Origin of the sequence: Chamaesiphon sp. GL140_3_metabinner_50 (genome assembly GCF_025361915.1) — a bacterium.
In the GTDB taxonomy this organism is placed as follows: domain Bacteria; phylum Cyanobacteriota; class Cyanobacteriia; order Cyanobacteriales; family Chamaesiphonaceae; genus Chamaesiphon.
In genome coordinates this window covers 1-12,832 of the sequence record NZ_JANYJC010000307.1, presented here as the reverse complement: position 1 = coordinate 12,832, position 12,832 = coordinate 1, and the positions used below count along the sequence as shown (strand labels likewise).

12 protein-coding genes are annotated in these 12,832 nt (G+C 47.0%); 8 read left to right on the top strand and 4 right to left on the bottom strand.

The window, feature by feature from the left end:
• Positions 1-568 precede the first annotated feature (568 nt).
• Complete coding sequence (gene ggt / locus Q0R35_RS15110) at positions 569-2,293, bottom strand: gamma-glutamyltransferase (protein ID WP_366944907.1); 1,725 nt, start codon at positions 2,291-2,293, stop codon at positions 569-571.
• 263 nt (positions 2,294-2,556) lie between these two features.
• On the opposite strand from ggt, the gene rdgB reads away from it, so the two are divergent.
• Positions 2,557-3,141, top strand: coding sequence for an RdgB/HAM1 family non-canonical purine NTP pyrophosphatase (gene rdgB / locus Q0R35_RS15105; protein WP_295620029.1), 585 nt, complete (start codon positions 2,557-2,559; stop codon positions 3,139-3,141).
• A gap of 56 nt (positions 3,142-3,197) precedes the next feature.
• Here rdgB and Q0R35_RS15100 read toward each other — a convergent pair whose 3' ends face one another.
• Positions 3,198-4,820, bottom strand: a complete 1,623-nt coding sequence (locus Q0R35_RS15100) for an efflux RND transporter periplasmic adaptor subunit (protein WP_295620026.1) — start codon at positions 4,818-4,820, stop codon at positions 3,198-3,200.
• Positions 4,821-5,116: 296 nt separating this feature from the next.
• Here Q0R35_RS15100 and Q0R35_RS15095 point away from each other — a divergent pair, with 296 nt between their 5' ends.
• The 3 genes from Q0R35_RS15095 (at position 5,117) to Q0R35_RS15085 (ending at position 6,791) form a co-directional block, all read left to right on the top strand.
• Positions 5,117-5,611, top strand: coding sequence for a rhodanese-like domain-containing protein (locus Q0R35_RS15095; RefSeq protein ID WP_295620023.1), 495 nt, complete (start codon positions 5,117-5,119; stop codon positions 5,609-5,611).
• Positions 5,612-5,725: 114 nt separating this feature from the next.
• Positions 5,726-6,451, top strand: a complete 726-nt coding sequence (locus tag Q0R35_RS15090; protein ID WP_295620020.1) for a DUF3891 family protein — start codon at positions 5,726-5,728, stop codon at positions 6,449-6,451.
• A 40-nt stretch (positions 6,452-6,491) separates the two neighbouring features.
• Positions 6,492-6,791, top strand: a complete 300-nt coding sequence (locus tag Q0R35_RS15085) for a hypothetical protein (RefSeq protein WP_295620017.1) — start codon at positions 6,492-6,494, stop codon at positions 6,789-6,791.
• A 154-nt stretch (positions 6,792-6,945) separates the two neighbouring features.
• On the opposite strand, the gene Q0R35_RS15080 is transcribed toward Q0R35_RS15085, so the two are convergent.
• Positions 6,946-7,686, bottom strand: a complete 741-nt coding sequence (locus Q0R35_RS15080; RefSeq protein WP_295620014.1) for an HAD-IA family hydrolase — start codon at positions 7,684-7,686, stop codon at positions 6,946-6,948.
• Between the two features lie 267 nt (positions 7,687-7,953).
• On the opposite strand from Q0R35_RS15080, the gene Q0R35_RS15075 reads away from it, so the two are divergent.
• From Q0R35_RS15075 to Q0R35_RS15065, 3 genes are all read left to right on the top strand, one after another.
• Entirely contained in the window at positions 7,954-9,138 is a 1,185-nt protein-coding gene (locus Q0R35_RS15075; protein WP_295620011.1) for an NAD(P)H-quinone oxidoreductase subunit H, read from the top strand.
• A gap of 94 nt (positions 9,139-9,232) precedes the next feature.
• Positions 9,233-9,529 (top strand): DUF2281 domain-containing protein, encoded by a 297-nt coding sequence (locus Q0R35_RS15070; RefSeq protein WP_295620007.1) that lies wholly within the window; start codon positions 9,233-9,235, stop codon positions 9,527-9,529.
• Positions 9,530-9,533: 4 nt separating this feature from the next.
• Entirely contained in the window at positions 9,534-10,232 is a 699-nt protein-coding gene (locus tag Q0R35_RS15065) for a lipase (RefSeq protein WP_295620005.1), read from the top strand.
• A 16-nt stretch (positions 10,233-10,248) separates the two neighbouring features.
• Here the strand turns inward: Q0R35_RS15065 and Q0R35_RS15060 are convergent, their stop codons facing one another.
• On the bottom strand, positions 10,249-10,911 hold the full coding sequence (locus Q0R35_RS15060) for a TMEM165/GDT1 family protein (RefSeq protein WP_295620002.1): 663 nt from the start codon (positions 10,909-10,911) through the stop codon (positions 10,249-10,251).
• A 315-nt stretch (positions 10,912-11,226) separates the two neighbouring features.
• Between Q0R35_RS15060 and Q0R35_RS15055 the strand changes: the two genes are divergently transcribed.
• A complete protein-coding gene (locus tag Q0R35_RS15055; protein WP_295619999.1) occupies positions 11,227-12,588 on the top strand; it encodes an NAD(P)/FAD-dependent oxidoreductase in 1,362 nt (453 codons plus the stop codon).
• The last annotated feature ends 244 nt before the right edge of the window (positions 12,589-12,832 follow it).

Genomic DNA, 12,832 nt, shown 5'->3' with positions numbered 1-12,832 from the left:
CGATCGCATGGTTCTAGCAGGCTTTGGATCACTTCGAGCTTGAGTTGCCCTTCTGGACTTAATTCAGAGACGATCGTTTGTTGCTCTGTGGTGGTTTCCATTGATGGTGATTCACGGGAACCATCATCGCTAGTCGCTTGCTTTTCTGTTTCTATCATTGAGTTTTATAAACATTAATAACTTATAAACACACAATGTTATTATAACGAACATTGAAAAAGATGACAATTAATCTGTCACCCCTTCGATCCGTTTCCGAAATATGATGCGACACTTAAAATGTCATAATCCCAAGAAGCGACAATTAATCTGTCTTCAAGCAGATGAGGAGTTTATGATAAAATAAGCTTGTAAACTAGACAGAGTAAGGTTTAAAGATAACGACACTAATTTGTCATCACGTCACTTAATTAGTCACCGTACAACACCTAGCTTTTATTTGTACTCGATCGTGGCGATTCCCTAAATTGACTGCGAATTGACTGCGAATTTTGAGGTGATTTTAATTAGATGTTCGCCCAGCAGATTTACTTATCTTGCTAGGCGCATAAAACACCCACATCCCCTGCTACAATCCGCCAGCAGTTCCTTCCCCGCGCGGATCTGCGGCTCCTGAGAGTTGCCCATTGGGTAATTGTTCGATCGCGTTGGCATTTCCCCAGTATTCACGAGGTTCGATCGCATGTCCCCGACGGCGCAATTCAGCCAGGGTAGCCGCATCGAAGCCCCACGGATCGACATTTACTTTATCTGGGAGCCATTGATGGTGAATTCTGCCCGCAGCTACCGCCGAGCCGACATCCATTTTGTATTCCAATACGTTGAGTAAGATTTGCAACACGGTAGTGATAATCGTACTCCCGCCTGGTGCACCGATCGCGAGGCGGAATTTACCATTTTCGGTCACGATCGTTGGTGTCATACTCGATAGTGGGGTTTTTCCTGGCAAGATCGAATTTTTTTCGCCGCCGACTAAGCCGAATACGTTGGGAACTCCGGGTGCGATCGCAAAATCATCCATCTCGTCGTTTAATAAAATTCCCGTTCCTGGTACTACAACTCCCGCACCAAAGCGGTAATTGACGGTAAATGTCAGGCTGACTACATTTCGCTGGCTGTCAACAACATTCAGGTGGCTGGTTTCCATCGATTCGGATCTGGGAGCTGGAGCGGTTGGTAATTGTCGGCGCGAATCGCTTGTGGGGAGTGCTTCGGTGCGGAGGAATGGCTGCAATAACTCGGTGGTGGCGGGTTTTACGGTTGTCGAGAGCCGCGCTTTATCTGGCTGAATTTCCTGGCGGCGTTTGGCGGCGTAGGCTGGATTTATTAACGCTGAGACGGGGACATTGGTAAAATCAGGATCGCCCAGATGCTGCGATCGATCTGCATACGCAATCCGCATCGATTCAATTAATAAGTGGAGTGCATCGGGACTATGCCAACCTAAAGCGGCTAAATCGGTACTGCCGATCGTATTTAAGATCTGGACTAAATGAACGCCCCCAGAGGATGGTGGAGCCATCGAACAGACGTTGTACTGGCGAAATTTGCCACACAGAGCTGCGCGCCACTTGGGTTGGTACGATTTAAGATCTGCAACGGTAATTAAGCCTTTGTTCTGGCGCATATCGCGATCGATTGCCTGTGCGATCGATCCGGTGTAAAAGTTGCGAGGATTGCGGGCGATCGCAATTAATGTCTGGGCTAAATCTCTCTGTACCAGCCGTTCCCCTGGCTGTAATGGTTTGCCATTGCGCGTAAAAATCTGCCGTGCGGCGAGGTTACTCGCTAAAAGTTTTTGCTTCGATTGTGCCTGCTTAGTATACAGTTCGCTGACTGTAAATCCCTGACGCGCTAGCTTAATCGAAGGTGCTACTACCGTCCGCCAGGGCAACTTACCATACTTCTGATGGACGGCAGCCAAACCGGCGATCGTCCCCGGTATTCCCGCCGCCAAATGTCCTTCCAGACTAGCATTTGGGCGGACTTTACCCTGTGCGTCTAGATACATATTTCTCGATGCTGCTTTAGGCGCGCGTTCCCGAAAATCTAACGTCTCAATATTATTGCCCACCTTAACGATCGCAAACCCCCCACCGCCAATTCCCGCCGAAAATGGCTCTACCACCGAAATCGCCAACGTCGTCGCGACCGCCGCATCGATCGCATTTCCACCTTGCTGGAGCATTAATACTCCCGCCTGCGTCGCCAGCGGATGCGCCGATGTCACCATCCCATTTTGACTCTGTGTCGGACGCGGAAACGCCGCCAAAACAGGTGCAGCACCAGCCAAAATCGGTAACAAGCCGATCGCCGTTACCGTATAACGATAAAATTTTCTCAAATAGCTCACAATCTTTTTAGGTTTTAGGTTTTAGGTTTTAGGTTCTAGGTGTTAGTGGGATGATAGTTAAAAGTTAGGAGTTGGGGATTTATGGTAAATAATCGCTCGAATTACACTTCCTGCTGCAAAAATAACAGTACAACTTTTTTTAGAGCTATTTTTATTCAGTATCTCCTAAAACCTAATCCCTAATCCCTAAAGCCTAATACCTCATGACAAAACTAATCGTAGCCACTAGCAACCCTGGTAAATTGCGAGAAATGCAAGCATATCTAAGCGATAGCGAGTGGGAACTGAGCCTCAAACCAGCGGAATTAGACGTAGATGAGACGGAAGACACATTTATGGGTAACGCATGTCTCAAAGCCTCTGAGGTGGCGATCGCGTTGAATGCTTGGGCGATCGCCGATGATTCAGGATTGCAAGTGGATGCACTCAATGGTGCGCCGGGAATCTTTTCAGCGCGGTATGCCAATAGCGACAAAGAACGAATCGATCGGATCTTACACGAACTGCGCGATTTTCCCGAACCCAGCCAACGACAGGCACAATTTGTCTGTGCTGTTGCCGTAGCCCGCCCCAACGGATCGATCGCCGCCAAAGCTGAAGGCATTTGTCGGGGCGAAATTCTCGCCGCACCGCAAGGTATCGATGGATTTGGCTACGATCCGATTTTTTATATCCCCTCCGAGCGACTCACTTTCGCCCAAATGTCTAAAGAAGCCAAACGCAGTATCAGTCATCGCGGTAAGGCGTTTGCAATTATCGTTCAGCAATTAATCGGGATTAGGGAATAGCGAAAAGTGCGCCGCAAGTAGAGCACCTTTTCAAGACAGGGGATACCCAAACCCATCTATGGAGCTATTTGCGGCGTATTTCCTGCGGGAGTTGCTGCGACGATCGGTACCCCATTCGTGAGACTCAATAACCCCGAAGTCACGATCTTTTCACCTGGTTTCAAACCCTTAATTACCTGATAATTGTTACCTTCGATCGCACCTAACTCTACAGGCTTTTGAATTGCACTCAACCCAGTTTTACCATCGCGATCTGGTTGCTTGGTTTCGGCGACAAATACAAAAGTTTTACCGCCCAACCGCGATACGGCAGTTACGGGAATCAAAATACCCGATCGACGATCCCAGATAACTTTGGCTTGAACTGACTGACGATTGAGCAATTGCCCGTTATTGGCAAAACTAGCTTTTGCCAGAATCGTCTGAGAATCAGCCGTCGCATTAGGGGCGATAAAGCTAACCTTGCCGATCGCGATCGATTTACCAGCGGCATCTAACAGCTCCACTGGTAGCCCCGCACGCAACTGTTTGGCGCGATCTAATGGAATCGATAAATTAAGGTCGAAGGAGTCGTTTTTGGTGAGGGTGGTTATAGTATCGCCTTTGGCAGCATAATCGCCGATCTTGAGTGGGATATTGCCGACAATTCCGGTAAACGGAGCTAGCACTTTGGCATATTGGAGTTGAACTTGAGCCGATCGCACTTGGGCGGCAGCTTGACTTACTTGCGATTGCGCCTGGGCGATTTCTTGAGGGCGCGAACCGTTGAGCTGTTGCTGTAAGTTTTGTTGCTGTTGATTGACTGTTGCGGAGAAGGAGTTAATGTCTGCCGTCCTAGTTTGGCGGAGTTGGTCTAATTTGCGTTGCGCTACTACCAGCAAGGCAGCAGCGTTGCTTTGCTCGTTGACATAGCCAGCATACGAGTCTTGAGACACCGCGCCCTGCTTGGCTAGTTGGGCATAGCGACTAGCTCGCGATTGGGCGAGAGTGAGTGCCGATTTTGCTGAGATGATTTGGGCTTCGGCTTGGGCGATGGCTTCGAGTTCCGATCCCGATTGGGCATCTGTGAGCTTGGATTGAGCTTGAGCTAGGGTGGCTCTAGCTTGAGCGACTTGTTCGGGGCGAGTACCAGCTTTGAGTAGTCCGAGATTGGCATTAGCTTGTTGTAATGCTGCCTGACGCTGCTGGAGTAAGGCTTGGGCATCATCGCTTTGCAGTCCGACAATCGGCTGTCCCTGTTTGACGATATCGCCTTCTTTGACATAAAGTTGGTTGATGCGTCCTTCTACCTGCGGCTTGATAGTCACAAATCGTGGTGATTCCAAGATCCCGATAAATACATTACTATCTTGGACGGTATTTGTCGCTACAGTCGCAATATTGACCGCAACTGCCATCGGTTTCTTGGGCGCGCCAGCCGCACCACTAGCTTGTCCGCCGATGGTCTTGGCTTGGCTGGCTTGCCACCAGCGAAAACTCAAGCCCAAACCACCGAGTAATAAGAGCGGGATAAATAACCAAGTCCAACGTCGCCGTCTGGGCGATCGAATCGCGGGTGGCGGTACTACTAATAATTCTGCCGCTAGTGGGATCGTCGCTAGGCTTTCGTTTGGCTCGTCGGCGATGGCTCGATCGGTTTCCACTGGCTCGACGTGCTTGAGATATTTAGAATGAAACATCTGGATATTAATCGATAGTTAATCATCGGGTTGGTTTCGATCGTCAATGGATGGTAAATAGTACGTATGCGACCTATTTTGCTCTAATCCTGAATTAAAGTAAACATCTTAGAAGAAGTTGTCATGCAATTGTCTCTGTCTAATGAGAGATCTAGTCAACCAAAGATATATTCACAGATGGTGAAAAATCCGATCGAACTTACGGCATTTATAATTGTTCTACCTTTCGACAGAGGTAGTTTTGGACTAATTTTGTGATGCTATAAAAGTAGTTTCAAAATTTAGGTAACCGCAGCATGGCAAGTTTACACGATCTTGTTGAAGGCGTGCAAGATGCTTTAGGCAATCTGACACCCACACCAGTCATTCTCCAAGAAGAATCAACTGCCTACGACCTCAAAAAGCGGCTAGAGTGGGGCGAACCAGCTCTCTCGATTATAGATATCCGCGAACATGAAGCCTTCAACCAAGGACGCATCACTGGGGCGATCTCAATGCCGATGGCGCAGCTCGACGAGATGAAGTCTACACTCCAACCCCAGCACGATATCTACATTTACGCTGAATCTGACGAGCTAGCGCATAACGCCGCCCAAATGCTCAGAGTGGCTGGCTTTGAAGCAGTAACTCATATTATAGGCGGTCTGGATGCTTGGCACGAGATTGGCGGCCCCACTGAAGGCATTCAAGAAGATGCCGCACCCCCAACCGCTGATGCCTATAATGTCGTGGATCGACTCAAGACCGAACACGATCTGAATGAAGCTGGCAAAGCCCAACATGCTAATTAGGCTTTAGGCTTTAGATGTTAGGTTTTAGGCTAGATCGTATTTGCGGTAGCAGCTAACCACACCGGATTGCGATCGAGCCGCGTCATGTAAATATTACAATTCACACGCAAACGCATGATTGTGAACCTGACTGACAATGGCTGGGAAATTATTTATCATCGCGCTCATGCCCTTTTAGCTGCCCAAGTGGCTGGGCATTGGCAGACACCCGACGATACCGCCCATTTAGTAGAAACAATCGCGGCAATTGCCCATCATGACGACCTAGAGCGCGAATGGCAAGGCGACCATTTGACCAAAGCTGGTGCCCCCTTTGACTTTACCTTGGGCGAGAAGATCGAGGTGCCGCCACTGTACGAGCATGTAGAAAACGCCCTCTATCGCGGACGATGGGTAGCACTACTCGTCTCCATGCACATGAGTTTCCTGAGTGAGGGACGGCGGGGTGAATTGCCCGAACTCGATGAGTTTTTGGATAAACAAATCGAACTGCAAACAGCTTGGCGCAACAGCTTAAAGATATCCAAATCTGATGCCCAAAAAGCTTACGACATGATGCAGTGTTGCGATCGCTTATCGTTAATTTTATGTCAACGTCAGATTCCCGATCGCGAACGATGGCTCGAAATTGCCACAGGGCCGACAGGCGAACGACACGATCTGATACAACGTGGTGACAAGACACTTACCGTCAAACCGTGGCCGTTTACAGTTACAGAATTTAAGCTGCGAATCGATGCATCTTATCTAACTCAGATAAAATTTGACAGTAATGAAGAATTGGTCACAGCCTTACAACACGCACCAATTGAATCGATCGAGTGGACTTTTGTGAAATAGCAATTTTCAATTAATTATCTATCTTTTACCCTAAGTACCAATGGATAGCAACTTTTTTGACAGATTTTTCCGAGATGCTAATGGCGAAATCGTCATCGCTCAGATGCCGAATTTACCGATTATTGTTTGGCTGATAGCTACTTTAGCTAAATTAGCTTATCCCACTGGCAATATTAATGTAGGATTAGGCATTTTAGCCTCTAGTTCTTTACTGGTCTGGTCGTTAGGCGAGTTAACCCAAGGTGTAACTTACTTTCGGCGCAGTTTAGGTTTAGTTGTATTAATTTGGTGGATGGCTACAACAATTCATCAAGTCTACACAGCTCGACTCAGCTCTTAGAAAGTTGAAAGTTGACACTTCTCTTCGAGACGCTTCGCGAACGGCTTCGCTCAGTGCAAGAAGTCGAAAGCGAAAAGTGTGTTCCTGGGGCGCGAGCTTTTCGCTATCGACTAAAACACTATTAACTATGTTTTAAGATGAGACGTAAGTACACTTACTCGGCTAACTTTGCCAACAAGGGTAAATCCACACAGCTAGAACCGTAAGTATTACCGCGAATAACTTGACAAGGACGATCGGGTTCGCCAAGATCGGATAATACTAATTTAGCGCGATCGAAATTATGATCTTGCGTGTAATCATTAATCGTCACGATCGTTTCAATGCCAGCATCCATCGCCGAAATTAACCCATTTTCAGAATCTTCAAATGCGAGACAAGCTGAAGCAGGTAATTTCATTTGCTCCAGTACGTAATCGTAAATATCTGAGGCGGGTTTTTTCTTAGGAACGATATCGCCAGCAGCAATGACTTCAAACCAGTTAGCGTCGATATTTCCGGTTAACAACGCGAAGACATTTGCAGGCGTGGTAGTAGTAGAAATCGCCAGTCGTAAATTAGCAGCACGCGCCGCATCTAATAGCCGTTTGACTCCCGGACGCAGGGGAATTCTCCCATCGGCTAATAGTTGCGCGTAGTATTGGTTTTTTGCCTTGTGGAGATCGGCAATGGTACTATCTGTCATTTGAATTTCAGGGCGATAAGTATCTAAATAAAAGCGCATCCGCTCTTTGCCACCCGTTACCGCCAATAATTTCCCATATAGCTCGATCGACCAATCCCAGTCTAACCCAGCATGGGCAAATGCTTGGTTGAATGCCACTCGATGACCATCGCGTTCGGTATCGGCTAAAGTACCATCAACATCAAAAATTAGTGCTTGTAACGCGCTCATCCCCAAAGTTTTCCTATCTTATAAGTTAATCTTCTACCTTTGTGATGTTATCACGATGGGAGTTGGGAGATGGGCGTAAACTTATTTCCCAGTCCCCCCGTCTCCCAGTCCCCCCGCCAATATCCAATTTAAACCAATACCGATCGACTTCAAACCTCTATAATATTAAATAGAGTTATTTGTGGCAGATGTGGATGCTCCGCCACTCTTGGCAGCAAAGAGTAATTATTACAAGTTCATTTCAGAGCGCGAGCGCAAGTAGAGAATATGGCACAACTCGAAACTAGAACCGAACCGATGGTGCTGAATATGGGGCCGCACCACCCATCAATGCACGGGGTCATGCGGTTGATTGTCACTCTCGACGGTGAAGATGTCGTCGATTGCGAACCCGTAATTGGCTATCTGCATCGCGGTATGGAAAAAATTGCCGAAAACCGTACCAATCTGATGTTCGTGCCCTACGTCAGCCGCTGGGACTACGCAGCGGGGATGTTTAACGAAGCCATTACCGTTAATGCGGTCGAGAAATTGGCGAATATTGCGGTTCCCAAACGTGCCAGCCATATTCGGGTGATTATGCTCGAACTCAATCGGATCGCTAACCATCTGCTCTGGCTCGGCCCATTTATGGCGGATGTTGGCGCGCAGACTCCGTTCTTCTATATCTTTCGCGAACGGGAGCTGATTTACGATCTGTGGGAAGCCGCGACAGGTTATCGGATGGTAAATAATAACTATTTCCGGATCGGTGGGGTAGCTGTCGATTTACCATATGGTTGGATCGATAAATGTCTGGACTTCTGCGATTACTTCATGCCAAAAGTGGACGAGTATGAAAAGTTAATTACCAATAATCCCATCTTCCGCCGTCGGGTAGAAGGAGTCGGTACGATTAGCCGCGAGGAAGCAATTAACTGGGGTTTATCCGGCCCGATGCTGCGCGGTTCTGGCGTAAAGTGGGATCTGCGGAAGGTCGATAAGTATGAGTGCTACGACGATTTCGATTGGGATGTTCAATATGAAACGGCTGGCGATTGTCTAGCACGCTATTTCGTGCGGATTCGCGAGATGCGAGAGTCGGTAAAGATTCTCCGCCAAGCTATCGCTGCTTTACCAGGCGGTGCTTACGAAAACCTCGAAGCTAAACGCCTCGCCGCTGGGCCAAAATCTGAGTGGGATGCGATGGATTATCAATACATAAGTAAGAAAGTCGCCCCAACATTTAAGATTCCCAAAGGCGAACATTACGTCCGGGTCGAAAGTGGTAAAGGCGAATTAGGCATCTTTATTATCGGTGAAGATCACATCTTCCCCTGGCGGTGGAAAATTCGCGCTGCTGACTTTAATAATGTCCAAATTGTCCCCCACCTTTTACGCGGTGTAAAAGTCGCGGATATCGTGACAATTCTGGGTAGTGTCGATATTATTATGGGTTCTGTCGATCGATAATCGGACAACTAAGTTATGTTATTTTAGCGGTCGATCTGAAACTAATTTCAGATCGACCGCTAATTCTCAGCTTAACCAGCATGAAAAGCTAATTATGCAAACTACAATTGAATACGAGCAAATTATCCTCAGTAAGTTAAGACAACTATCACCCACTCAACAGCAAGAAGTCTTAAACTTTACTGAATTTCTCCGCCAGAAATCTACTTCGGAAATAGCATCGGCATTATCTCTACAACAACTTGCCCAGCTTCCAATTGCAGAGCGGCATCAATATCTCAAAGCATCTATCGCTGCAACTGCTAATGATTTTTTAACAGATCCAGAGCTGACAGAATTCTCTATTTTAGATAGCGAAGATTGGGAGTGTAAAAACTTAACTTTCAACTAACTTAATGCTACCTACCGTTATTTTACCTGGCTATCTCGAAAGTGCTGATGTTTATCTGCCCCTACAACAAGCACTAACCGCACTCGGTACGCCAACGACGACAGTACCGCTCCGCAAACGCGATTGGCTCCCGACGCTTGGCGGTCGATCGATGATACCAATTTTACGACAGCTCGATCGCACTATTAACGAAGCTTTAACTAATCACCAAGCGACCCAAATTAACCTAATCGGACATTCGGCAGGCGGTTGGATTAGTCGGATCTATTTAGGCGAAATTCCGTATACAATTCATGGCGATGTTACCGAATCGGCAAAATTATGGGATGCCAAATCTAAAATTGCGACTCTAATTACGCTCGGTACTCCACATCTTAGCGGCGAACGCTGGACGCGAAAGAATCTCGATTTTGTTAATAATAATTACCCTGGGGCAATGTATCCAGATTTGGAGTACATTTGCGTGGCAGGTAAATCGATCTATGGCGAAAAAAAGCTCGGTCAATGGTTGGCTTATAGTAGCTATCAACAGACTTGCGGCATCGGTAATACTTGGGGTGATGGCATTACCCCAATCGAAGCGGCACATTTAGCAGGTGCGGTAAATATTACGATCGCAGGGGTCAAACATTCGCCTCGTGCTGCGGGAATTTGGTATGGTTCGCCAGAGGTGCGATCGCAATGGACTGAATATTTGAAATAGCGTAAATCGCGAGTTATTATCTACCAGTAAGGAGTGTAACGATCGCCAGCAAGATAAATAATAGTCCCCCAATGATTGTAATCGTTCGCTCGGAAATATGACTGGCGATCGCGCGACCGCCAATGACGGCAATTAGCGCGCAAATTGTATGACCGACAATACCACCTAACATCACCCCGATCGCATCTTTAGATGCCGCTAAGGTGATTGTCGCAAATTGAGTGCGATCGCCCCATTCTGCTATAAATGTCAATACACAACTTTCTACAAATATTTTCCAAGTCGTGTTTCGTTGTTGAAACTTGCGTTCGCCATCTTTAATTGCTGCTTCGGCTTCTGCCATTACTTCTACATCTGTTTGCGCTGACATCTGGCGTGCTGAATAGAGCAGCTTAATACCAAAGATCAGGAATAGTAATGCAGCAAGTCGATCGATCGAAACATGGTTTAAAAATTCCAGACTGGGTGGTAAATATTTGCTGACTAATCGGGGTAATACTACGAGCAGTTCCCCAATCCAGACTGATAGGATTGTCATTGCGGCTAGAGCTACCACTACGCCTATGAATACAGGCTTACGGGGATAGCGGCTAGCCAGAATTACTGCCATGAAAAATGTTTTATCGCCGATTTCTGAAGCAGTAATTAGTGACAGGGCAGCGGTAAATGCTTCTAACATTGAAATGTGTTTCAATCCTTGTAGTTTGGCACTGCTATTTGAGGTCGCAGCTTTAATTCGATCGACACTAGAAATCTTAACGCGATTTAGTTAAATCCTTACAAACGCTCATTTTTATATCATTTTTGAGCGATAACTTTTGCCTGACGATCGTGTTAATATTAATGGATACTTGTAGTTTTAATTTCACCCGCTCTACTTTCTTGCTATTTCTCTGAACTACATTAGACTATAATGTAAGCATCATCGATATCACCGATCGGGTGAGTTGATGGGTATAATTACCATCTAAGATTGAATTGAGGATACCCGATCGTGACAAATAACGTTGAGAACCAATCGCTGCATCATGTCGTAATTATTGGCGGTGGGTTTGGTGGGCTTCACGCCGCGCTGTCGCTAGGGAAAGCGAACGTCCAAGTAACGCTAATCGACAAACGGAATTTTCATCTGTTCCAACCACTGCTCTATCAAGTAGCCACGGGGGGTTTATCGCCTGCGGACATTTCCTCCCCATTACGATCGATCCTCAATAAGCAGCAGAATACTAAGGTAATTATGGGCGAGGTGCGAGATATCGATCCTCACCAGCAGAGAGTTTTTTTGAATAAGGGCGAGATAAACTACGACACCCTGATTGTAGCGACAGGTGTCAGCCATCACTATTTTGGGAACGAGCAATGGGCACCCACCGCTCCTGGCTTGAAGACTGTCGAAGATGCCCTCGAAATGCGTCGCCGGATTTTTATGGCGTTTGAAGCCGCTGAGAAAGAAACCGATCTTGAAAAACGCCGCGCTTGGCTGACTTTTGCGATCGTTGGCGGCGGCCCGACTGGAGTAGAATTAGCTGGTGCGATTGCCGAACTAGCATATAGTACGCTCAAAAAAGACTTCCGTAATATCGACACCGCCGAAGCTAAAGTTATTCTCGTTGAAGGGATGGATCGAGTTTTGCCACCCTATCCACCCGAACTATCAGCCAAAGCCGAAGCATCGCTGGTTAAATTGGGCGTGAAGGTGCAGACAAAGGCATTAGTGACAAATATCGAAGATAACGTCGTTACCATCCGTCAGGGCGAGAATACCGAGCAAGTAGCAGCTCGAACCGTGTTGTGGGCTGCGGGTGTTAAAGCATCAGTAATGGGTACCATATTAGCCGCACATACCGGAGTCGAACTCGATCGAGTCGGGCGAGTAATGGTACAGTCGAATTTAAGTATTAAAGACTATCCTCAAGTGTTTGTCATTGGCGATTTGGCAAACTTTACCAAGCCAGATGGCAAGCCGCTAGCGGGAGTCGCACCCGTCGCGACACAAGAAGGTAAATATGTCGCAGATTTAATCGAGCGGCGACTCGTTGGGGAAAGTTTAGCAGCTTTTGAATATTACGATGCGGGTAGTTTATCGGTAATTGGCAGACATTCGGCGGTAGCCGATTTCGGTAAGGTGAAAATGTCCGGGTTTTTTGCCTGGTTGATTTGGGTATTCGTTCATATTTATTATCTAATTGAATTCGATAGTAAATTAGTGGTATTCATTCAGTGGACTTGGAGTTATTTCACGCGCAAACGCGGTGCGAGACTAATTACAGGTGATGAATCGCTCGGACAAATTGGCGTTGACGATCGCGGTGATTACTTTGTATCGCCGAATGTTAAAGTCAGCATTAAAGCATAGATTTAGAACTGATTCTGCGGCATAGAGCTAGAGACTAATTAGTGGGTATTTCACTTCGGCTTCGCTCAGTGAGCGGAGCGGAAATCTAGAGACTAATTAGTGGGTATTTCAGTTCGGCTTCGCTCACTGAGCGGAGCCGAACTGAGCGAAACCAATCTGGAGCTAGTTAATGCGATCGTCAAAAATTGAGGGTAGGGGTAATGTCTTGTCGGTGCTTGGTTGATTTTCACGGTCGGGAAACCCG